This is a genomic window from Streptomyces sp. L2 (genome assembly GCF_004124325.1).
In the GTDB taxonomy this organism is placed as follows: Bacteria; Actinomycetota; Actinomycetes; order Streptomycetales; family Streptomycetaceae; genus Streptomyces.
Map to the genome: position 1 here is coordinate 1,934,958 of NZ_QBDT01000001.1, position 20,882 is coordinate 1,955,839.

24 protein-coding genes are annotated in these 20,882 nt (G+C 71.5%); 6 read left to right on the forward strand and 18 right to left on the reverse strand.

Features of this window, described 5'->3' with window-relative positions; all coding sequences use genetic code 11:
- The first annotated feature begins 4 nt into the window (after positions 1 to 4).
- On the forward strand, positions 5 to 403 hold the full coding sequence (locus DBP14_RS07975) for a helix-turn-helix domain-containing protein (protein WP_129306327.1): 399 nt from the start codon (positions 5 to 7) through the stop codon (positions 401 to 403).
- On the opposite strand, the gene mutM is transcribed toward DBP14_RS07975, so the two are convergent.
- From mutM to DBP14_RS08020, 9 genes are all read right to left on the reverse strand, one after another.
- Positions 376 to 1,236, reverse strand: a complete 861-nt coding sequence (gene mutM, locus DBP14_RS07980; RefSeq protein ID WP_129306328.1) for a bifunctional DNA-formamidopyrimidine glycosylase/DNA-(apurinic or apyrimidinic site) lyase — start codon at positions 1,234 to 1,236, stop codon at positions 376 to 378. The genes DBP14_RS07975 and mutM overlap by 28 nt on opposite strands.
- Positions 1,237 to 1,362: 126 nt before the next feature.
- Positions 1,363 to 2,202 carry a ribonuclease III gene (gene rnc / locus DBP14_RS07985; RefSeq protein WP_164992275.1) on the reverse strand — a complete coding sequence of 280 codons (840 nt, stop codon included), beginning with the start codon at positions 2,200 to 2,202 and terminating at the stop codon, positions 1,363 to 1,365.
- 8 nt (positions 2,203 to 2,210) lie between these two features.
- Positions 2,211 to 2,384 carry a 50S ribosomal protein L32 gene (rpmF, locus tag DBP14_RS07990; protein WP_003951102.1) on the reverse strand — a complete coding sequence of 58 codons (174 nt, stop codon included), beginning with the start codon at positions 2,382 to 2,384 and terminating at the stop codon, positions 2,211 to 2,213.
- A 2-nt stretch (positions 2,385 to 2,386) separates the two neighbouring features.
- Entirely contained in the window at positions 2,387 to 3,031 is a 645-nt protein-coding gene (locus DBP14_RS07995; RefSeq protein ID WP_129306330.1) for a YceD family protein, read from the reverse strand.
- A 146-nt stretch (positions 3,032 to 3,177) separates the two neighbouring features.
- A complete protein-coding gene (locus DBP14_RS08000) occupies positions 3,178 to 4,269 on the reverse strand; it encodes a cell division initiation protein (RefSeq protein ID WP_129306331.1) in 1,092 nt (363 codons plus the stop codon).
- 98 nt (positions 4,270 to 4,367) lie between these two features.
- Positions 4,368 to 4,847 carry a pantetheine-phosphate adenylyltransferase gene (coaD, locus tag DBP14_RS08005; RefSeq protein ID WP_241741195.1) on the reverse strand — a complete coding sequence of 160 codons (480 nt, stop codon included), beginning with the start codon at positions 4,845 to 4,847 and terminating at the stop codon, positions 4,368 to 4,370.
- Positions 4,848 to 4,873: 26 nt separating this feature from the next.
- On the reverse strand, positions 4,874 to 5,479 hold the full coding sequence (gene rsmD, locus DBP14_RS08010; protein ID WP_129306333.1) for a 16S rRNA (guanine(966)-N(2))-methyltransferase RsmD: 606 nt from the start codon (positions 5,477 to 5,479) through the stop codon (positions 4,874 to 4,876).
- A gap of 82 nt (positions 5,480 to 5,561) precedes the next feature.
- A complete protein-coding gene (recG, locus tag DBP14_RS08015) occupies positions 5,562 to 7,781 on the reverse strand; it encodes an ATP-dependent DNA helicase RecG (protein WP_129306334.1) in 2,220 nt (739 codons plus the stop codon).
- A 35-nt stretch (positions 7,782 to 7,816) separates the two neighbouring features.
- Positions 7,817 to 9,559, reverse strand: a complete 1,743-nt coding sequence (locus DBP14_RS08020) for a DAK2 domain-containing protein (RefSeq protein WP_129306335.1) — start codon at positions 9,557 to 9,559, stop codon at positions 7,817 to 7,819.
- A gap of 260 nt (positions 9,560 to 9,819) precedes the next feature.
- On the opposite strand from DBP14_RS08020, the gene rpmB reads away from it, so the two are divergent.
- Positions 9,820 to 10,005, forward strand: coding sequence for a 50S ribosomal protein L28 (gene rpmB, locus DBP14_RS08025; RefSeq protein ID WP_009190838.1), 186 nt, complete (start codon positions 9,820 to 9,822; stop codon positions 10,003 to 10,005).
- A gap of 119 nt (positions 10,006 to 10,124) precedes the next feature.
- Here rpmB and thiD read toward each other — a convergent pair whose 3' ends face one another.
- The gene (gene thiD, locus DBP14_RS08030) at positions 10,125 to 10,916 is read right to left on the reverse strand and encodes a bifunctional hydroxymethylpyrimidine kinase/phosphomethylpyrimidine kinase (protein ID WP_129306336.1); all 792 of its coding nucleotides are present in this window, start codon (positions 10,914 to 10,916) and stop codon (positions 10,125 to 10,127) included.
- Positions 10,913 to 11,878 carry a thiamine-phosphate kinase gene (locus tag DBP14_RS08035; protein WP_129306337.1) on the reverse strand — a complete coding sequence of 322 codons (966 nt, stop codon included), beginning with the start codon at positions 11,876 to 11,878 and terminating at the stop codon, positions 10,913 to 10,915. The genes thiD and DBP14_RS08035 overlap by 4 nt, the downstream gene beginning before the upstream one ends.
- Before the next feature lie 206 nt (positions 11,879 to 12,084).
- Between DBP14_RS08035 and DBP14_RS08040 the strand changes: the two genes are divergently transcribed.
- Positions 12,085 to 12,318: an Lrp/AsnC ligand binding domain-containing protein gene (locus tag DBP14_RS08040; RefSeq protein ID WP_053137604.1), complete on the forward strand. Its 234-nt coding sequence runs from the start codon at positions 12,085 to 12,087 to the stop codon at positions 12,316 to 12,318.
- Between the two features lie 20 nt (positions 12,319 to 12,338).
- Positions 12,339 to 12,857, forward strand: a complete 519-nt coding sequence (locus tag DBP14_RS08045; protein WP_129306338.1) for a DUF3515 domain-containing protein — start codon at positions 12,339 to 12,341, stop codon at positions 12,855 to 12,857.
- Positions 12,858 to 12,987: 130 nt separating this feature from the next.
- On the opposite strand, the gene DBP14_RS08050 is transcribed toward DBP14_RS08045, so the two are convergent.
- From DBP14_RS08050 to DBP14_RS08060, 3 genes are all read right to left on the reverse strand, one after another.
- Positions 12,988 to 14,145 carry a D-alanine--D-alanine ligase family protein gene (locus tag DBP14_RS08050; protein WP_129306339.1) on the reverse strand — a complete coding sequence of 386 codons (1,158 nt, stop codon included), beginning with the start codon at positions 14,143 to 14,145 and terminating at the stop codon, positions 12,988 to 12,990.
- 126 nt (positions 14,146 to 14,271) lie between these two features.
- A complete protein-coding gene (locus DBP14_RS08055) occupies positions 14,272 to 15,282 on the reverse strand; it encodes an NAD(P)H-dependent glycerol-3-phosphate dehydrogenase (protein ID WP_129306340.1) in 1,011 nt (336 codons plus the stop codon).
- A complete protein-coding gene (locus DBP14_RS08060) occupies positions 15,279 to 16,157 on the reverse strand; it encodes a lysophospholipid acyltransferase family protein (protein WP_164992276.1) in 879 nt (292 codons plus the stop codon). Before DBP14_RS08060 ends, DBP14_RS08055 begins: the two co-directional genes overlap by 4 nt.
- Positions 16,158 to 16,311: 154 nt before the next feature.
- Here DBP14_RS08060 and cofC point away from each other — a divergent pair, with 154 nt between their 5' ends.
- Together cofC and DBP14_RS08070 are read left to right on the forward strand one after the other, a co-directional pair.
- The gene (gene cofC / locus DBP14_RS08065; RefSeq protein WP_129306341.1) at positions 16,312 to 16,950 is read left to right on the forward strand and encodes a 2-phospho-L-lactate guanylyltransferase; all 639 of its coding nucleotides are present in this window, start codon (positions 16,312 to 16,314) and stop codon (positions 16,948 to 16,950) included.
- A gap of 255 nt (positions 16,951 to 17,205) precedes the next feature.
- Positions 17,206 to 17,436 (forward strand): hypothetical protein, encoded by a 231-nt coding sequence (locus tag DBP14_RS08070; protein ID WP_129306342.1) that lies wholly within the window; start codon positions 17,206 to 17,208, stop codon positions 17,434 to 17,436.
- A gap of 89 nt (positions 17,437 to 17,525) precedes the next feature.
- Here DBP14_RS08070 and DBP14_RS08075 read toward each other — a convergent pair whose 3' ends face one another.
- The 4 genes from DBP14_RS08075 to leuC all read right to left on the reverse strand — a co-directional run bounded on the left by DBP14_RS08075 (position 17,526) and on the right by leuC (position 20,862).
- Entirely contained in the window at positions 17,526 to 18,167 is a 642-nt protein-coding gene (locus DBP14_RS08075) for an HU family DNA-binding protein (RefSeq protein WP_129306343.1), read from the reverse strand.
- A 136-nt stretch (positions 18,168 to 18,303) separates the two neighbouring features.
- A complete protein-coding gene (locus tag DBP14_RS08080; RefSeq protein ID WP_129306344.1) occupies positions 18,304 to 18,534 on the reverse strand; it encodes a hypothetical protein in 231 nt (76 codons plus the stop codon).
- A gap of 297 nt (positions 18,535 to 18,831) precedes the next feature.
- The gene (leuD, locus tag DBP14_RS08085; RefSeq protein WP_129306345.1) at positions 18,832 to 19,425 is read right to left on the reverse strand and encodes a 3-isopropylmalate dehydratase small subunit; all 594 of its coding nucleotides are present in this window, start codon (positions 19,423 to 19,425) and stop codon (positions 18,832 to 18,834) included.
- 6 nt (positions 19,426 to 19,431) lie between these two features.
- Positions 19,432 to 20,862 (reverse strand): 3-isopropylmalate dehydratase large subunit, encoded by a 1,431-nt coding sequence (gene leuC / locus DBP14_RS08090; protein WP_129306346.1) that lies wholly within the window; start codon positions 20,860 to 20,862, stop codon positions 19,432 to 19,434.
- Positions 20,863 to 20,882 lie beyond the last annotated feature (20 nt).

Sequence of the window (20,882 nt, forward strand, 5' to 3'; positions counted from 1 at the left end):
AGGGATGAGCGACCAGGACACGCGGCCCACGGACGACCTCGCGTACGACGTGTTCGCCAAGGCCTGCCCCTCGCGCGGCACCCTGGAGCACGTCACCGGCCGCTGGGGCGGGCTGACGCTCGGGGCGCTGTACGAGGGGTCGCTGCGCTTCAACGAGTTGCGCCGCCGGGTCGACGGGGTGAGCGAGAAGATGCTCTCCCAGACCCTGCAGGCGCTGGAGCGCGACGGCCTGGTGCACCGGGAGGCACAGCCGACCAACCCGCCCCGCGTGGACTACGAGCTGACTCCACTGGGCCGTGAGGTCGCCGGCCGGCTGCTCTCCCTCATCCAGTGCGTGGAGGGCGCGATGGACGACGTGCTGGCCGCCCGCGCGCGTTACGACGACACGCGCGGCGCCCTCTGACACTTCGGGCAGAAGTAGCTGGACCGGTTCATCCAGGGCCGTCGGCGCATGGGTGTCCCGCAGCGCCCGCAGGGCAGGCCCTCGCGCCCGTAGGCGTCCAGGGAGCGGTCGAAGTAGCCCGACTCGCCGTTGACGTTGACGTACAGGCTGTCGAAGCTGGTGCCGCCGACGGCGAGGGCCGCGTTCATCACGTCCCGGACGTGGCCGAGCAGCTCCGTCGTCACCGGGCGGGTGAGGGTCGCGGTGGGCCGCTCGTAGTGGAGGCGGGCGCGCCACAGCGCCTCGTCCGCGTAGATGTTGCCGACGCCGCTGATCAGCGACTGGTCCAGCAGGGCCCGCTTGATGGTGGTCCGCTTGCGGCGCAGCGCCCGGTGGAAGGCGTCGTCGTCGAACAGCGGGTCGAGGGGGTCGCGGGCGATGTGCGCGATGACGTCGGGCAGGCCGTCGGGGGTGTTGTCGTGCAACGACAGTCCGCCGAAGGTGCGTTGGTCGACGAACCGGAGTTCCGTGCCGAGCGCGTCGGCGAACCGCACCCTCACGCGCAGGTGCTTCTCGTCCGCCGACTCGTGCGGCTGGACCAGCAGTTGACCGCTCATGCCGAGGTGGGCGAGGACGGACTGGTTCGTCTCCTCCAGCGGCAGCCACAGGTACTTGCCGCGCCGGCTGGGCAGGCCGATGTGCCGGCCCTTGAGGCGGTGCGCGAAGTCGTCGGCGCCCGCGAGGTGGCGGCGCACGGCGCGCGGGTGCAGCACCTCGACGTCGGCGACGGTGCGCCGGGCGACCCACCGCTCCAGACCGCGCCGTACGACTTCGACCTCGGGCAACTCGGGCATCGGTACCCCCGTGGGACGTGCCGAGCGCCCGCCCCGGAGCCGGGGGCTCGGGACGGGCGCTCGGGCGCTGCTGTCCTGCTGAGACTGCTCGGTACTGCTCGGGTGCCTGCGCGCCGGGTGCTCGCGTCAGGCGGTGGCGGACGACGCGTCGTCCGGGACGACGTCCTTCGCGTCCTTCGAGTCGTTCGCCGTCTTCGATCGCTCGTCCGCCGCGGCCCGGATGGAGCGCCAGGCGGACTCGGCGGCCTGCTGCTCCGCCTCTTTCTTGCTGCGGCCGGTGCCGGTGCCGTACGAGACGCCCCCGACGCGGGCGGCAGCAGTGAAGGTCTTCTCGTGGTCGGGGCCGGTCTCCGTGACCAGGTACTCGGGCACGCCGAGCCCCTCGGTCGCGGTCAGCTCCTGGAGGGAGGTCTTCCAGTCCAGGCCGGCGCCCAGGTTGGAGGACTTCTCGATCAGCGGGTCGAAGAGCCGGTGCACCAGCTCGGACGCCGCGTCGAGACCCTGGTCGAGATAGACCGCGCCGATCACCGCTTCCAGGGTGTCGGCCAGAATGGACGCCTTGTCCCGGCCGCCCGTGCCCTCTTCACCACGGCCGAGCCGGATGAAGGCGCCCAGGTCGAGCCCTCGGCCCACCTCCGCCAGCGCACGCGAGTTGACCACCGCGGCCCGCAGCTTGGCCAGTTGGCCCTCGGGCAGGTCGGGGTGGATGCGGTACAGCGTGTCCGTGACGACGAGACCGAGGACGGAGTCACCGAGGAACTCCAGCCGCTCGTTCGTCGGCAGACCGCCGTTCTCGTACGCGTAGGAACGGTGGGTCAGCGCACGCACCAGAAGGGCGGACTCGAGCCGGTAGCCGAGCCGCCCTTCCAGAAGCGTGTGGGACGAGGCCTGGTTGTCCTTCTTCTTGGCGGACGAAGCCGCTTTGGCGTCTTCCGCCTTCTTGGGACTGGACACAGTGCCTCTCACCAGCCCGCTCAGACTTCGAGGACCTGGCGCTTGTTGTAGGTGCCGCAAGACGGGCACGCGATGTGCTGCTGCTTGGGCTCGTGGCAGCGCTCGCACGCAACCAGGGTGGGGACCGCAGCCTTCCACTGCGACCGGCGGTGGCGCGTGTTGCTGCGCGACATCTTCCGCTTCGGAACAGCCACGGCTACTTCTCCTGCTTCTCGTCGACGCCAGGTTCGGCGCCGCTCATCTCGTCCTTCTCGCCGTCCGACATGGTGCCGGCGAGTCCCTGCAAAGCCGCCCAACGAATGTCGACGGCGTCGTGGTGGTGGTCCGGGTCGTCCGCGAGCCGCGCTCCGCACTCGGAGCACAGACCCGGGCAGTCTTCCCGGCACACCGGCTGCATCGGCAGTGCGAGCACCACCGCATCGCGCAGCAGAGGTTCGAGGTCGATCAGACCGTCCTCGATGAAGAGCCTGTCCTCGTCGTCCTCGGCGTCGTCGCCCGGTTCCGCGATCACGCGGCCCCGGCCGTCGGCGTCAGGGTACGAGAATATCTCCTGGAAGTCCGCTTCGAGCTCCAGCCCGACCGGCTCCAGACACCTTACGCACTCCCCCTCGGCCCGTGCACGGGCGGTGCATGTGACGAGCACCCCTTCCATGACCGACTCAAGGCGGAGGTCGAGTTCCACCGGGGCGCCCTCCGGCACTCCGATGACTCCCTGGAGACCGAGGTCCCGGGGGGCGTCGACCTCGCGGGTCAGGCGCTGCAGCGCACCAGGACGCTGGCCCAGCTCGTGCGTGTCGATCACGAGGGGGTTGCGGTGGTCGAGGCGGGCGTTGGTGGCCATTCCTGCTTTCAGTCTTCGAACTCGGAGGAGACACCGCCCGTCGGTGTTCCGGGCAGCGGCGAGTCGCGGACGTACGCGCGACCGAAGGGCCAGGATACTGGACCTTTCGCTCTCGGCCCAATCCGGCCCCTCGAAGGCCGCCCGTCCTAGAGCCCGCGCCCCTGTTCGTAGGCCCGCAGCTGCTCCGCGCTGATCATGCCGGTGTCGAAGAGGCTGGTCTCGTCGAGGGCGTAGCCCTGCTGGGGCTGCTGGACGGGCTGCTGCACCGCGTTCGGGTCGTAGCCGGTCTGCTGCTGGTCGTAGCCCTGGTAGGCGGCGGCGTAGGGGTCGGCCTGCTGGTAGCCGTACGGGTCCGTCTGCTGCCCGTAGCCGGACTGCTGCGGGAAGGCGGCGTACGGGTCCTGCTGCTGGTCGTACGCGGCGTACGCCGGCTGCGGGTCGTACGACGGCTGCTGCGGCGGCTGCTGGGGCTGTGGGGGCTGCTGCGGCTGGTGCTGCGCCGGGGATTCGGCCGGGGTGTCCGCGAGGGCGGCCAGGTCGGCGAGGTAGTCGGCGTCGCTGGAGTGCTGGAAGGTCGTGGTGTCGTCGGCGAGGGCGCCGAGGTCGTCGGTGGCGATCCGGCCGTGCAGCTTCTGCCGGCCGCGGCCGACCGCCTCCAGGGTCTTGGCGAGGACCGCCTCGAAGGCGCCGAGCTTGGTGTCGACGTACTGGTCGGCGTTCTGGCGCAGGGTCTGCGGGTCCAGGCTGCGCTCGGGGGCGTCCTCGTCCTCGTAGCCGTCCTCGTCCAGGCCGGGCCCGGTGCCGAGGAGCTTCTCGCGGCCGCGGCCGACCGAGCCGAGCGTCTTGGTGAGGACGACCTCGAAGTTGGCGAGCTTGGAGTCGACGTAGTCGTCGGCCTCGGCGCGGACCTCCTCGGCCTCCTGGCGGGCCTCGGAGAGGATCCGGTCGGCCTCGGCCTGGGAGCGGCGGGCGATCTCGGTGCCGGAGATCAGCGAGCCCCGCTCGGCGTGCGCGGTCTCGATGATCCGGTCCGCCTCGGCGCGGGCCTGCTCGACCATCTGCTCCCGGCCGCCGATCAGCTCCTGCGCCTGGGCGAGGGAGCCGGGCAGTGCCTGGCGCACCTCTTCGAGCAGCGCGAGCAGCTCGGCGCGGTTGATCACGCACGAGGCCGACATGGGCATGGCCCGGGCGCCGGAGACCGCGGTGACGATCTCGTCGAGCTTCTTCTGCACGTCCACCTGTGCTCGCCACTCTCTACAGCCGGGTTGGAGACGGACGGGACGACTGTACGACCCCGGGGTGGCCGCCGGACACCGGGTGACGGGCTGTCAGGACCTCAGTCCTTCTTCAGCCGCTGGGACAGGGCCTCGAAGACCGCCGGGGGCACCAGGTGGGAGACGTCGCCGCCCCAGGCCGCGACCTCCTTCACCAGGGAGGAGGAGAGGAAGCTGTAGGTCGGATTGGTGGGCACGAACAGCGTTTCGACGCCGGTGAGCCCGTTGTTCATCTGCGCCATCTGCAGTTCGTAGTCGAAATCGCTGACGGCGCGCAGGCCCTTGACGATGGCGGGGATGTCGCGCTGCTTGCAGAAGTCGACGAGGAGGCCGTGAAAGGCCTCGACGCGGACGTTGGCGCAGTCGGCGGTGACCTGGCGGATCAGGTCGATCCGCTCGTCGATCTCGAACAGGCCCTTCTTGGACTGATTGATCATCACCGCGACGTAGACCTCGTCGTACAGCCGGGAGGCGCGGGCGATGATGTCGAGGTGTCCGTTGGTGATCGGGTCGAACGACCCGGGACATACGGCGCGGCGCACTTGTGATCCCTCGCTCTCCGGTCCGGTCATCGTGCGTCTTCGCACGTAGAGGCGGCGCGACCGTACCAAAACGTTCCCTCGCCGTAGCGACGGGACCGGATCGGCTCGAAGCCGTCCGGCCAGCGGAATTCCCCGCCTCTGGTGCTGCGCTCCACGGTGACGAGCGCTTGCTCAGTGAGCCAGCCTTCCGAGCGGAGTGTGAGGAGGATCTCGCGAAGATCGTTGTCCGCGACGGCGTACGGGGGGTCCAGGAAGACCAGGTCGTACGGGTCTGCCGGCGCCGGTTGCCTGATGATCTGTTCCGCTTTGCCCGTGCGTACTTCGGCGCCTGGGAGGCCGAGGTTCTTGACGTTGTCCCGGACCGTTTTCGCGGCTCGGGCGTCCGCCTCGACCAGGAGGGTGTGGCTCGCGCCACGGGAGAGGGCTTCCAGGCCTACGGCGCCTGAGCCGGCGTAGAGGTCGAGTACGCGGGTCCCTTCCAGGGGGGTGCGGGTCCCTTCCAGGGGGGTGAGGAGGGACTGCCAAGTTGAGAAGAGACCTTCGCGTGCGCGGTCTGAGGTGGGCCGGGTGTTGGTGCCGGGCGGTACTGACAGGCGCCGTCCGCCTGCCGTACCGGCGATCACGCGGGTCATCTTCGGTCCTTGGTCGTGGGCGGGTTTCCGTTCATTGTGGCTGGTCGCGCAGTTCCCCGCGCCCCTTGGGGGCACTTCAGCTCTAGCCCTTTTCCAGGTACTGCTCCCTCTCCTCGTCCAACAGGGCGTCCAGGGCCGTTCGTAGGCCCGGGAGGTTGGTCAGCTCCGGGTCGGCGGTGACGACGGCCGTCGCCTCCTCTCTCGCCTCGGCGATGAGGTCCTCGTCCTCGATGACCGCCAGGACGCGGAGGCTGGTGCGGGCGCCGGACTGGGCCTGGCCCAGGACGTCGCCCTCGCGGCGTTGTTCGAGGTCGATGCGGGAGAGTTCGAAGCCGTCGAGGGTGGCGGCGACCGCGGTCAGGCGCTGCCGTGCGGGGGTGGCCTCGGGCATCTCGGTGACGAGGAGGCAGAGGCCGGGGGCCGAGCCTCGGCCCACGCGGCCGCGCAGCTGGTGGAGCTGGGAGACGCCGAAGCGGTCGGCGTCCATGATCACCATGGCGGTGGCGTTGGGGACGTTGACGCCGACCTCGATGACCGTGGTGGCGACCAGGACGTCCGTCTCGCCGGCGGCGAAGCGGCGCATGACCGCGTCCTTGTCGTCGGGGTGCATACGGCCGTGGAGGACCTCGACCTTCAGGCCCTTCAGGGGCCCGGCGGCCAGTTGGGCGGCCACGTCCAGGACGGCGAGCGGCGGGCGCTTCTCGGCCTCGTCCTCGGGGGACGTGCGGGAGGGCTTCTTGGTGTCCTCCTCGTCGCCGATGCGGGGGCAGACGACGTACGCCTGGTGGCCGTTGTCCGCCTCCTCGCGGACCCGCTCCCAGGCGCGGGCCAGGAAGTGGGGCTTGTCGGCGGCCGGGACGACGTGGCTGGCGATGGGCGAGCGGCCGGCCGGGAGCTGGTCCAGGACGGAGGTCTCCAGGTCGCCGAAGACCGTCATGGCGACCGTGCGCGGGATGGGCGTGGCCGTCATGACGAGGAGGTGCGGGGGCTGTTTGCCCTTGCCGCGCAGGGCGTCCCGCTGTTCGACGCCGAAGCGGTGCTGCTCGTCCACCACGACCAGGCCGAGGTCGTGGAACTGCACCTTGTCCTCGATCAGGGCGTGGGTGCCGATGACGATGCCGGCCTCGCCGGTGACCAGGTCGAGCAGGGCCTGGCGGCGGGCGGCGGCGCCCATGGAGCCGGTGAGCAGCACGACCTTGGTGGCGTGCTCGGTGCCGCCCAGCATGCCTCCCTCGGCGAGGTCGCCCATCATCTCGGTGATCGAGCGGTGGTGCTGCTGGGCGAGCACCTCGGTGGGCGCGAGCATGGCGGCCTGGCCGCCCGCGTCGACCACGGCGAGCATGGCGCGCAGCGCCACCAGGGTCTTGCCCGAGCCGACTTCGCCCTGGAGCAGGCGGTGCATGGGGTGTTCGGTGGCCAGGTCGTCGAAGATCTCCGCGGAGACCTTCCGCTGGCCCTCGGTGAGGGTGAAGGGCAGGCGGTCGTCGAAGGCGGTGAGCAGGCCGTCCGACCGGGGGCGGCGGGCCACCGCCGGGAGACCGGCGTCGGCGTGCCGGCGGCGGGCCAGGGCGACCTGGAGGACGAAGGCCTCGTCCCACTTCAGGCGGGCGCGGGCGTCGGCGATGTCGGCCTTGGTGTGCGGTCGGTGGATCTTGAGCAGGGCCTCGGGGAGGGAGACCAGACCGCGGCCCTCCCGGAGGGAGGGCGGCAGGGGGTCGGTGGCCTCCTGGGCGCTGGGCAGCACCGTCTGGACGGCCTTGCCGATCTTCCAGGACTCCAGCTTGGCGGTCGCGGGGTAGAGCGGGATCAGCGCCCCGGCCCAGGTCTCGGCCGCTTCCGCTCCGTCACCTTCACCGCCCAGCAACTCATAGGCGGGGTGCGCGAGTTGGAGACGGCGGTTGAAGACGGAGACCTTGCCGGCGAACATCGCGCGGGTGCCCGGCAGCAGTTCCTTGTGGGGCTTGTGAACACCGTGCCCGAAGAAGACCAGTTGGAGCCGGCCGCTGCCGTCCGTGATGGTGACCTCCAGCCGCTGCCCCTTGCCGCGCGGGGCCTTGGCGGAGGCGAAGCTGTGCAGGCGGGCGTCGGCGACCTGGGCGACCACCGTGACGTGCTCGTCCAGGGGGAGGTCGGCGAGGTGGGTGAGCTGCCCGCGCTCCTCGTATCTGCGCGGGTAGTGGTGCAGGAGGTCACCGACGGTGTGCAGGCCGAGGTGCTCGGCCATCACCTTCGCGGTGGCGGGGCCGAGCACTGACTTCAGTGGCTGCTTCAGGGGTTCTTCCAGTGCGGGCACGAGATCCATTGCACACCACGGCACTGACAATGGCACGGACGGCGCTACTCCACGCCGATCAGGAGCAGGGCGCCCTGGCGGCCGCCCCGGTAGACCACGGTGTCCACGGCCAGGTACGACTCGCGGACGTGGGACTCCAGGTGGTCGGTGACGGCCGGCGGGACCTCGTCCGCGGTGACCAGGGTGACCAGTTCGCCGCCCGCCCGGAGCATGCGGTCCAGGAGGGTCTCCGCGGTGGCCGTGACGTCGGAGCCGATGACGGCCACGTCCCCGTCGATCAGTCCCAGGACGTCCCCGGCCTGGCAGATGCCGGCGGACGTCCAGGACTCGTGCTCGGCGACGGTGACCTCGGCGTGGCGGGTGGCGCCGGCCGCCGAGGTCATCTGGACGACGTCCTCGTCGAAGCGGCGCCCCGGCTCGTGCACGGCGAGCGCGGCGATGCCCTGCACCGCCGAGCGGGTCGGGATCAGCGCGACGCGGACGCCTTCCCTGCGGGCCTGCTCGGCCGCCGCCGCGGCGGTGTGCCGCAACTCCGCGTCGTTGGGCAGCAGGACGACCTCGCGCGCGTGGGCCCGCCGTACCGCTTGCACGAGTTCCCCGCTGGCGGGCGGTTCCCCGGGGCGGGCCAGCACCGTCGTCGCGCCGGCCTCCGCGTACAGCCCGGCCAGCCCCTCCCCCGGCACCACCGCCACGACGGCCCGCTGGGCGGGCTCGCGCGGCGGGCGTTCGGCACCGGTGTGCACGTCACCGAGCCCGAAGTGGGTGATCCGGATCCGGTAGGGCCGCCCGGCCTCCACGCCCGCCTCTACGGCCGCGCCGGCGTCGTCCACGTGGACGTGGACGTTCCACAGCCCGTCGCCGCCGACCACGACGAGGGAGTCGCCGAGCGTGTCGAGCCGCTGCCGCAGCCGGGCCACGGCCTCGTCGCCGGCCTCCAGGAGGTAGATCACCTCGAAGGCGGGGCCGCCCTCCTCGCGGCCATCGGTACAGGGGGCGTCATCAGCGGAAGCGTCCTCGGCGCAGGGGACTCCGGTGGCCGCCTCCACGCGCGCGTGCGGGTCCGGAGCGCCTTCCGGAACACTCCCCGGGGCTCCGGGCGATACGGCACCGCCGCCGGCGGGCTCCGGTGCCGGCTCCCCGGTCACCGCCTCCACGAGGGCTCCCAGCACCGCCACCAGCCCCAGCCCTCCGGCGTCGACCACCCCGGCGCGTCGCAGCACCGAGAGCCGGTCCGGGGTCGCCGCCAGGGCCGCCCGCGCGCCGTCGTGCGCGGCCCGGACGACCGTCCCGCAGTCGCCCTCGCCGCCGTCCAGGCCCGCGGCGTCGGCAGCGGCCGAGGCGACCGTCAGCACCGTGCCCTCCACGGGATGGGCCACGGCGTCCCGGGCCGAGTCGGCCGCCTGCCGCAGCGCCAGCCCCAGACCCGTACCGTCGGTGTGCGGTTCCTCACCCGCGGCGAGCACCTGCGCCATCCCGCGCAGCAGTTGCGCGAGGATCGTCCCGGAGTTGCCGCGGGCCCCGATGAGCGCGCCGTGGGCCATCGCGCGCATCGCGTCCGCCAGCGACGGCAGGGCGGGCCCGGTCTCGTACCCGGCGAACACGGCCTCCACGGCGGTCGCCGCGGACTCCAGGGTCAGGTACAGGTTCGTGCCGGTGTCGCCGTCCGCGACCGGGTACACGTTGATCGCGTCGATCTCCTCGCGCGCCCGCCCCAGTGCCTTGAGGGCGAGACCGCACCAGGTGCGCACCGCCAGAGCATCGAAGAATGTGGGCGGCACCTGCGCCACCTGCGCCTCCCTGAGCCGGCCGGACGTGGACGCAGCGTAGACCCCGGGCCGGGGGTCCGCCGGTGGAGGGCCGGGAGCGGGTCCCTGAGCTGCCATGGTAGTTTCGTTGCACTGGCGCAGTCGTTGTATGCTGCTCCGGTTGCCCGATCCCGATCGGGCCATTCCCCCTGGCAACGCCATTCAAGATCTCAGATCTCAGGATCTCGATCCCGGCCTGCCGGGATCAACCGTAAGTGCATCTGAAGTCTTTGGAGTGACCCGTGGCTGCCAACTGCGACGTCTGCGGCAAGGGGCCGGGCTTCGGCAACAACATCTCGTTTTCGCACCGCCGTACGTCTCGCCGCTGGAACCCCAACATCCAGCGTGTGCGTACCGTGGTCGGCGGGACGCCGAAGCGCGTGAACGCCTGCACCTCGTGCATCAAGGCCGGCAAGGTCTCGCGCTGACGCTCAGCTGAGCGCGCGGCCACTGCTGGTTCGCTGCACAGAGCCGGTCCACCTCGGTGGACCGGCTTTTTGCCGTACCCGCGCACGGCACCATGCGCGAGACCGCTTCCCCGCTCACGTCACGCTGTCCGCCACCGCCACCCGTGGTCCACCGGTCCGATGCCCGCGCCCAGCGCGAAGCCGGCCGCGATCGCCCCGGTGACGTACGCCTTGGCCGCGGCCACCGCCTCCGGGACGGAGAGCCCCTTCGCCAGCCCCGAGGCGATGGCGGAGGCGAGGGTGCAGCCCGTGCCGTGCGTGTGCCGGTTGTCGTGGCGGGGGGCGCGCAGCAGGTGCTCCTCGGTGCCGTCCGTGAGCAGGTCCACGGCCTCTCCGGGCAGGTGGCCGCCCTTGATCAGCACCCAGCGCGGCCCGTACTCCAGCACGGCCGCCGCGGCCCGCCGCAGATCGTCCTCGGCTTCGACCCGCACCCCGGTCAGCTGGGCCACCTCGTCGAGGTTCGGGGTGGCGACGGTGGCGGCGGGCAGCAGCCGGGACCGTACGGAGTCCAGCGCGGAGGCCGCCAGCAGCGGATCGCCGTGCTTGGACACCCCCACCGGGTCCACGACCGCCGGCGCGTCCGTCCCGGAGATCAACTCGGCGACCGCCTCGACGAGTTCCGCCGAGGCGAGCATCCCGGTCTTCACGGCCTGTACGCCGATGTCGTCGACGACGCTTCGGTACTGCGCCCGGACCGCCTCCACCGGCAGCTCCCAGGCGCCCTGGACGCCGAGGGAGTTCTGAGCGGTCACGGCGGTGATCACGCTCATGCCGTGCACGCCGAGCGCCAGCATCGTCTTCAGGTCGGCCTGGACGCCGGCGCCGCCGCCGGAGTCCGAGCCGGCGACCGTGAGCACCCTGGCGAGGCTCATGACTCGTTGTCCCCGAAGTGGTCCCAGCCGCCCTTGCTGGTCCAGGGCGCCCCGTCGACCGTCACCTGGGGCAGCGCCGAGGGGTTGAGGACCTCGCCGATGACCTTCCAGCGGGCCGGGAGCTTGGCGTCGGGCGGGAAGGTCGCCACGATCGCGTGGTCCTCTCCCCCGGTCAGCACCCACTGCAGCGCGTCCACGCCGACGGCCTGCCCGATGTCGTTCATCTGCGAGGGGATGTCGATCGCGGCCGAACGGATGTCGATGCGGACCTTGCTGGCCTCCGCGATGTGCCCGAGGTCGGCGATCAGCCCGTCGCTCACGTCGCACATCGCGGTCGCGCCCAGCCCCGCCGCGGCCGGGCCGGCGTGGTACGGCGGTTCGGGGCGCCGGTGGGCCTCGACGAAGGCACGCGGGGAGCGGAAGCCGCGGGAGAGCACCGCGTACCCGGCCGCCGACCAGCCCAGCCAGCCCGTGACGGCCACGACGTCGCCGGGCTGGGCGCCCGACCGGGTCACCGGCTCCTGGTTGCGCAGGTCGCCGAGTGCGGTGATCGACACCGTGATCGTGTCGCCGCGTACGACGTCCCCGCCGACCACGGAGGCGCCGGCGACCTGGCACTCGTCCCGGATGCCGTCCATCAGCTCGCTCGGCCAGGCGACCGGGAGTTCGGCCGGCACGACCAGACCGAGCAGCAGCGCGGTCGGTACGGCGCCCATCGCGGCGATGTCCGCGAGATTCTGCGCCGCCGCCTTGCGCCCGACGTCGTACGCCGTCGACCAGTCGCGGCGGAAGTGCCGCCCCTCCAGCAGGATGTCGGTGCTGGCCACGACCCGGCGGTCGGGCGCGGCGACGACCGCCGCGTCGTCGCCGGGGCCGACCCGGACCGCCGGCGTGGTGGTGAGACGGGAGGTCAACTCCCGGATGAGCCCGAACTCACCCAGCTCACCCACAGTGCCCTTCATCGCCTCAAGCCCCTTCTGTGCCGGTCGGTGTCCGCTCGCGCGTCGTGCGCGGCCCCGCTACGGTCGTCGATGACCGTCAACTTCTGTCGTACCTGCACCCCGGCGCGCACGTCCTGGCTCCCGCGGGTCTCCCCGCGGGGAGCGGTGACGCGATACCGTGGCGTTCCTTCTCCCCACATGATCCTCGTGGCCGCCTTGGAGGTTCCGTGGTACAGGCGTACATCCTGATCCAGACTGAGGTCGGCAAGGCGTCGACCGTCGCCGAGACGATCAGCAAGATCCCTGGAGTGATCCAGGCCGAGGACGTGACAGGACCGTACGACGTCATCGTGCGCGCCCAGTCCGACACAGTCGACGACCTGGGTCGCATGGTGGTCGCCAAGGTCCAGCAGGTGGACGGCATCACCCGCACCCTGACCTGCCCGGTCGTCCATCTGTAGCCCCCGTCTACGCTTGGCCGGTGAACATCTTCCGTCACCGGCCCCTCGGCCTGCTCGCCCCGGCCCTGCTGATCGCTGTCGCGGGCTGCTCCTCAGCAGACGACAGCGCGGCGGTCGCGGTTCCCAGCCCTGACGCGAAGACCGCCGGGCCGTGCCGCGCCCTGCACCGGGCGCTGCCCGGGAAACTCGACGGACACGACCGTGCCGACCCCCGGCCCCGGTCCGCCTACACGGCGGGCTGGGGAAACCCGGCGATCATACTGCGCTGCGGTGTCGAGCGGCCCCCGAAGATGATCGACCCCAAGGTGGCCCGGGACGCCGACCCGAACGCCCTGAGCGGGAGCGTCAACGGCGTCGACTGGCTGATGGAGAAGCAGGGCGACGGCACCTGGCGGTTCACCACGGCGAGCCGCGTGGCCTACGTGCAGGTGACGCTCCCCAAGGGCATGTCCGGCCAGGACGACGGCCTGGGCGCCCTCACCGACCTGGCTCCCGCCATCAAGAAGGCGATCCCCAAGGGAATCGCCTCCATGCGCTGACGTACCGCGCCCCGAAGGGGCGCGGGGCTGTGTCGATATGCGGCTCCGCCGCGTGGGCGCGACCAGCCACAACGCACCCGCGGATGCGAACCGGCCTCACAAGGTGAACCGGCCCCGGCCAGCGCAGCGCTCAGCGCAGCCCCGTGGAGCGCCGCAGCGCCGCCGAGACCAGCCGGTCGACCAGCTCCGCATAGCCGATCCCGGAGGCCTCCCACATCTGCGGGTACATCGAGATCGGCGTGAACCCGGGCATCGTGTTGATCTCGTTGATGACGAACTCCCCCTCCTCGGTGAGGAAGAAATCCGCGCGGACCAGCCCCTCGCAGGAGGCCGCCTCGAAGGCCCGCACCGCCAACTCCTGGACGCCGGCCGTCTCCTCGGGCGTCAGCGGCGCCGGGACGATGCCGGGCGTGGAGTCGATGTACTTGGCCTCGAAGTCGTAGTACGCGTGCGCGTCCGGCGGCGGGATCTCCGCCGGGAGGGAGGCGCGCGGGCCGTCCTCGAACTCCAGGACGCCGCACTCGATCTCCCGGCCGGTCACGGCGGCCTCGATCAGGATCTTCGGGTCGTGCGCCTGGGCCTCTGCGATGGCCTCGTCCAGGCCGGACAGGTCGTCGACCTTGGTGATGCCGATCGACGATCCCGCGCGCGCGGGCTTCACGAAGAGCGGCCAGCCGTGTTCGCCGGCGAAGTCGACGATCTTCTTGCGGGCGGCGGACTCGTCCCGCTCCCACTCGCGGGGCCGGATCACCACGTACGGGCCGACGGTGAGCCCGAACGAGGTGAACACCCGCTTCATGTACTCCTTGTCCTGGCCGACGGCCGAGGCGAGCACGCCCGAACCGACGTACGGCACCCCGGACAGCTCCAGGAGGCCCTGCAGCGTGCCGTCCTCGCCGTACGGCCCGTGCAGCACGGGGAAGACGACGTCGACCTCGCCGAGCGCCTTCGGCACGGAGCCGGGCTCGCTGTAGACGACCTCGCGGTTGGCGGGGTCGACGGGGAGCACCACGCCGCCCTCGCTGGACTCGGCCAGCTCCGCCACGTTCGGGGTGCGGCGGTCGGTGATGGCCATGCGCTCCGGTTCGTCGGCGGTCAGCGCCCAGCGGCCGTCGGCGGTGATGCCGATCGGGAGGACGTCGTACTTCGTCCGGTCGATGGCCTTGAGGACGGCGCCGGCGGTGACCACGGAGATCCCGTGTTCGGAGCTGCGCCCGCCGAACACGACGGCCACGCGCGGCTTGCGGGACGGCTGCTCAGGGCTCTGGGGGAGGTTCTCGGTGCTCATATCGGGTTGAGAGTACCCGGTGGTATCCCCTGAGTCAGCGTCCACTTGGCCGCCGTCGCTGAGCGTCGCACGGACGGTCGCTCAGCGTCGCGCGGGACGACCGCCGGGCCGGCGGAATCGCGGTGTTCAGCGCCGTTCGGACTTGGCGCTGCGGGACATCAGCTCCTTGAGGGCGACGACGGGCGGCTTGCCCTCGTGGACGATGCCGACGACCGTCTCGGTCAGCGGCATGTCGACGCCGTGCCGGCGGGCCAGATCCAGCACGGACTCGCAGGACTTGACGCCCTCGGCGGTCTGCTTGGTGACCGCGATGGTCTCCTGGAGGGTCATGCCCTTGCCGAGGTTGGTGCCGAAGGTGTGGTTGCGGGACAGCGGCGAGGAGCAGGTGGCCACCAGGTCGCCGAGGCCCGCGAGTCCGGCGAAGGTCAGCGGGTCTGCGCCCAGGGCCATCCCGAGCCGGGTGGTCTCGGCGAGGCCGCGCGTGATGAGCGAACCCTTGGCGTTGTCGCCGAGCCCCATGCCGTCCGCGATGCCGACGGCCAGCCCGATGACGTTCTTGACGGCGCCGCCGAGTTCGCAGCCGACCACGTCGGTGTTGGTGTACGGCCTGAAGTACGGGGTGTGGCAGGCGGCCTGGAGTCGCTGCGCGACCGCCTCGTCGGTGCAGGCCACGACGGCCGCGGCGGGCATGCGGGCGGCGATCTCCCGGGCCAGGTTGGGGCCGGTGACGACGGCGACGCGTTCGGCGCCGACCTTGGCGACGTCCTCGATCACCTCGCTCATCCGCATCGCCGAGCCCAGCTCGACGCCCTTCATCAGGGAGACGAGGACGGTGCCGGGCGCGAGCAGCGGCGTCCAGTCGGCGAGGTTGGCGCGCAGCGTCTGGGAGGGGACGGCGAGGACGGTGAAGTCGGCGTCCCGGAGGGCGGCGGCCGGGTCGGCGGTGGCGCGCAGCCGCTCGGGCAGCTCGACCCCGGGCAGGTAGTCGGGGTTGGTCCGGGTGGAGTTGACGGCCTCGGCCAGCTCGGGCCGGCGGGCCCACAGGGTGACGTCGCAGCCGGCGTCGGCGAGCACCATGCCGAAGGCGGTGCCCCAGGAGCCGGTGCCCATGACGGCCACCCGCACAGGCTTGCTCACGTGCCGCTCTCCTTGTCCGTGCCGCCGGCCTGGGCCTTCTTGGGGACCGGCCGGGCGCTTTCCCGACCGGCCTCCGCCTGGGCGGACTGACCGGCCTGACCGGCCTGACCCGCTTGAGCGGCCTGGGCTGCCTGCGCGGCCTGGGCGCGGGTCTTGCGGCGCTGTTCGATGCGCTCGCGGCGGGGGTCGTAGGGCTGCTCGGGGGCCTTCTCGCCGCGGATCTCCTCCAGGTGGCGGGTGATGGCCGCCATGATGACCTCGGTGGCCTCCTTCAGGAGGTCGCTGGTCATCTCCTTGTCGTAGAACCGGGAGAGGTCCACCGGCGGGCCCGCGAGGACCTGGTGGGTCTTGCGCGGGAAGAAGCGGGGCTTCGTCGAGTATGGCGGCAGCAGTTCGTTGCAGCCCCACTGGGCGACGGGGATCACCGGGCACTTGGTCTGCAGGGCCACGCGGGCGGCACCGGTCTTGGCCGTCATGGGCCAGCCGTCGGGGTCGCGGGTGAGGGTGCCCTCGGGGTAGAAGGCGACGCACTCGCCGCGCTCCACGGCGTCGATCGCGGCGCGGAACGCGCTCAGCGCGTCGGTGCTCTCGCGGTAGACGGGGATCTGCCCGGTGCCCCGCATCGCGGCGCCGACCAATCCCTTCTTGAAAAGGCCGCTCTTCGCGAGGAAACGCGGAACCCGTCCGGTGTTGTACTGATAATGGGCGTACGCGAAGGGGTCCACGTGGGAATTGTGGTTCACCGCGGTGATAAATCCGCCCTCGGCCGGAATGTGCTCCATTCCACGCCAGTCCCGCTTGATCAGAACCACCAGCGGCGGTTTGCAGATCACCGCGGCGAAGCGGTACCAGAAGCCGATTCTGCGGCGGGGCACACCGACACCTTCCTCTAGGGCTGCCTCCCGGGCGGGGGGCCGCACAAGTGTCGCCCCGGGCCGCCGGTCTGTCGAGAACACCGTACGCCCCGCCACCTCCGCTGCCAGCGGGTCCGGGTGACAATGAGCGCGACAAGAGAGGGACGGTACGCCGGTGCAGTGGACCTTGGTCATACCGCTCAAGCCGCTGGCGCGGGCGAAGAGCAGGCTGGCGGACACCGCCGGTGCCGGGGTGCGGCCGGGGCTGGCCCTCGCGTTCGCACAGGACACGGTGGCCGCGGCGGTGGCGTGTGCCGAGGTGCGGGATGTGGTGGTCGTCACGGACGACGCGCTGGCCGGGCGTGAGCTGGCGGCGCTGGGTGCGCAGATCGTCCCGGACACGCCGGGAAGCGGCCTGAACGCCGCGCTGGGGCACGGGGCGGCGGTCGTACGGTCGCTGCAACCCCGGGCTCCGGTGGCCGCACTGAACGCCGATCTGCCGGCGCTGCGGGCGGGGGAATTGGCCCGGGTTCTCGTCGCCGCCGCGGAATTCCCGAGGGCTTTTCTCGCGGATGCGGAGGGGGTGGGTACGACCTTGCTGGCGGCCGGTGCGGACACTCTTTTGCGCCCGCTCTTCGGCCCCGGCTCACGCGCCCGGCACCGCGAGTCCGGCGCCGAGGAACTAGGCCTCACGGGCGTGAACTCGGTACGCCAGGACGTCGACACCGGCGCGGATCTGCGCGCGGCGCTGGCACTGGGCGTGGGCCCCCGCACCGCAGCGGCGTCCACGGCACTCCTGCCCCGGGGTTCCTGAGCGCCCTGCGCTCATGCGGGCCGGGGGTGGGTCCGCTCACCGGCGCTTGCCGGGTGCCGCCGCGCCCACCCGTGCCGCCCCTAGCGGCACGCATGCCCGCAGCTACGCACGCACGCGCCCCGTCAGGGGCGCGGGGCTGTATCGATATGCGGCTCCGCCGCGTGGGCGCGACGAGCCACGACGCACCCGCGGCCTGCGAGGCACCGGACCCCCGCGGCGGGCCGCAGGAACACCGCAGACATTAGGCTGGCCGTCATGCAGGCCACCGCGTACACGTACGACGCAGACACCCGGTCCGGCCAAGTCCTGCTGGACGACGGCACCCCCCTCCCCTTCGACGCGGCGGCGTTCGACGCGGGCGGCCTGCGCCTGCTGCGCCCGGGCCAGCGGGTCCGGATCGAGACGGACGGCAAAGGCGAAGGCGAAGGCAAGGGCGAAGGCGGCGCCCAGCCACACATCACCCTCGTGACACTCCAGACCCTGTAGCCACAAGCACCACACCACACACCACACACGCCGCGGGCCGGGCTCCCCCAGGGAGTCCGGCCCGGCGCGTGAAGTGCTGCCCTGCTGACCTACGCCTTGCGGGCGGTGGCCTTCTTGGCGGTCGTCTTGCGAGCCGTCGACTTCTTGGCCGGCGCCTTCTTCGCGGTGACCTTCTTCGCCGGGGCCTTCTTGGCGGTGGTCTTCTTCGCCGCCGCCTTCGTGGTCTTCTTGGCCGCCGCGGTGGTCTTCGCGGTCGACTTCTTCGCCGTGGTCTTCTTCGCCGTGGCCTTCGTCGTCGTCTTCTTCGCCGGCGTCGCCTTCTTGGCGGTGGTCTTCTTCGCCGCCGCCTTGGTGGTCTTCTTCGCGGCGGCCTTCTTGACCGTCGCGGAAGCCCCACCGGTCAGGCTGCCCTTGGGCGCCTTCTTGACGGAGACCTCGCCGCCCCGCGGCAGCTTCTTCGAGCCGCTCACCAGGTCCTTGAAGCCCTGGCCCGCGCGGAACCGCGGCACGGAGGTCTTCCTGACCCGAACCCGCTCGCCCGTCTGGGGGTTGCGGGCGTAGCGGGCGGGGCGGTCCACCTTCTCGAAGGACCCGAAGCCGGTGACCGAGACCCGGTCACCCGCGACGACCGCGCGGACCACGGCGTCCAGGACCGCGTCGACAGCATCGGCGGCCTGCTGGCGGCCGCCCATCTTGTCGGCAATCGCTTCTACGAGCTGCGCCTTGTTCACGTCTTCCCCTTCGGAGACATCGCCAGAACGAATGTGTTCAAGCTTTTTCGCACGTTAGGCAGATATATACCGCAAATCAAACACGAAACGGGCTAATCACCCTTGTGCCGCAACGGACTCGGCGTCTCGTAGTTGTTCAGCGGTCCCCTTCGGGGATCCGCCCCTCGTCGAGGTCCGCCATGAACCGTTCGAGCCGCCTTGCCGCGCCGGGCAGATCGTGCTTGGCCGCGGCCGTAATGACCAGCAGCTTCCGGGTCAGCGCCATCCGTACGCCCTCCGGGACTTGCAGTGCGCGCACTCTTGCGTGCGCTTCCTTGAGTTGGTTCGCGACCGCCGTATAGAGCTGGAGTTGGCCGTCGTGTCCCATGCACAGATTGTGCCATCTGGGGCGAGTTGTCGCCTGCGCAGGGGGCAACTGCCGTGCCGAACAGTCCTTTCGGCCCCCTCGCCGGTCGCGGGGCCACAGCTCGCGTACCCCGGCAACCACCCCTCTAACGTGGGAAGTTGACCGGAACGGGGGCCCCATCGCGAGGCCGTTCGGGTGCAGACATGGCTGTACCCCCAATCGTGTCGATCGGGGGTACGGAGGGGGTGTTGGGTGGCCGAAACCCGACCCGTCCCGGGCGCGCGGGATGGGTCGCGCGGGACGGGTGGGCCAGGAGGGTCAGACCTGGCGCGTCCGCGGCTTGTACGCGGGGCGCTTGTCCTCGTAGGCGGCGATGTCGGCCTCGTTCTGGAGCGTGATGGAGATGTCGTCCAGGCCGTTCAGCAGCCGCCAGCGGGAGTTCTCGTCCAGCTCGAAGGAGGCGGTGACGCCCTCGGCGCGCACCTCACGCGCCTGGAGGTCCACCGTGATCTCGGCGGTCGGGTCGTTCTCGGTCAGCTCCCACAGCGTGTCCACGGTCTGCTGGTCGAGGACCACCGTGAGCAGGCCGTTCTTCAGCGAGTTACCCCGGAAGATGTCGGCGAAGCGGGAGGAGATCACGGTCTTGAAGCCGTAGTTCTGCAGCGCCCAGACGGCGTGCTCGCGGGAGGAGCCGGTGCCGAAGTCGGGGCCGGCGACCAGGACGGTCGCGCCCTGCCGCTCGGGGCGGTTGAGCACGAACTCGGCGTCCTTGCGCCAGGCCTCGAACAGCCCGTCCTCGAACCCGTCCCGGGTCACCTTCTTGAGCCAGTGGGCGGGGATGATCTGGTCGGTGTCGACGTTGCTGCGGCGCAGCGGGACGGCCCGGCCGGTGTGGGTGGTGAAGGCTTCCATGGCTGATCAGACTCCAGCGGGCGTGGCGGTGGCGGCGTCGGACAGGTCGGCGGGCGAGGCCAGGTGGCCGAGGACGGCGGTGGCGGCCGCGACCTGGGGCGACACCAGGTGGGTACGGCCGCCCTTGCCCTGCCGGCCCTCGAAGTTGCGGTTGGAGGTGGACGCCGAGCGCTCGCCGGGGGCCAGCTGGTCGGGGTTCATGCCGAGGCACATCGAGCAGCCCGCGTGCCGCCATTCGGCGCCGGCCTCCTTGAAGACCACGTCGAGGCCCTCGGAGACGGCCTGCAGGCCCACCCGGGCGGAGCCGGGGACGACCAGCATCCGTACGCCGTCGGCGACTTTGCGGCCGCGCAGCAGGTCGGCGGCGGCGCGCAGGTCCTCGATGCGGCCGTTGGTGCAGGAGCCTACGAAGACGGTGTCCACGCTGATGGAGCGCAGCGGCTGTCCGGCCGACAACCCCATGTACTCCAGGGCCTTTTCGGCGGCGAACCGCTCCGAAGCGTCTTCGTACGAAGCCGGGTCGGGGACCTCCGCCGAAAGGGGCGCGCCCTGGCCCGGGTTGGTGCCCCAGGTGACGAACGGGGAGAGGGAGGCGGCGTCGATGTGCACCTCGGCGTCGAAGACGGCGTCCTCGTCGGTGCGCAGGGTCTTCCAGTACGCGACCGCGGCGTCCCAGTCGGCGCCCTCGGGGGCGTGGGCACGGCCCTGGAGGTAGGCGAAGGTGGTCTCGTCCGGGGCGATCATGCCCGCGCGGGCACCGGCCTCGATCGACATGTTGCAGATGGTCATCCGGGCCTCCATCGAGAGGTTCTCGATGGCGGAGCCGCGGTATTCCAGGACGTAGCCCTGGCCGCCGCCGGTGCCGATCTTTGCGATGATCGCCAGGATCAGGTCCTTGGCGGTGACGCCCTCGGGCAGTTCGCCGTCGACCGTGATCGCCATGGTCTTCGGACGGGCCATCGGCAGCGTCTGGGTGGCCAGCACGTGCTCCACCTGGGAGGTGCCGATGCCGAACGCCAGCGCGCCGAAGGCGCCGTGGGTGGAGGTGTGGGAGTCGCCGCAGACCACGGTGGTGCCGGGCTGGGTCAGGCCGAGCTGCGGGCCGACGACGTGCACGACGCCCTGCTCGACGTCGCCCAGCGGGTGCAGCCGTACGCCGAACTCGGCGCAGTTCTTGCGCAGGGTCTCCAGCTGGGCGCGGGAGACCGGGTCGGCGATGGGCTTGTCGATGTCGAGGGTGGGGGTGTTGTGGTCCTCGGTCGCGATGGTGAGGTCGAGGCGGCGCACCTGGCGGCCGCTCTGGCGCAGACCGTCGAACGCCTGCGGGCTGGTCACCTCGTGCAGCAGGTGCAGATCGATGAAGAGGAGGTCGGGCTCGCCCTCGGCGCGCCGGACGACGTGGTCGTCCCAGACCTTCTCCGCGAGTGTCCTACCCATCGCTGTTCCCTCCGGCCGGC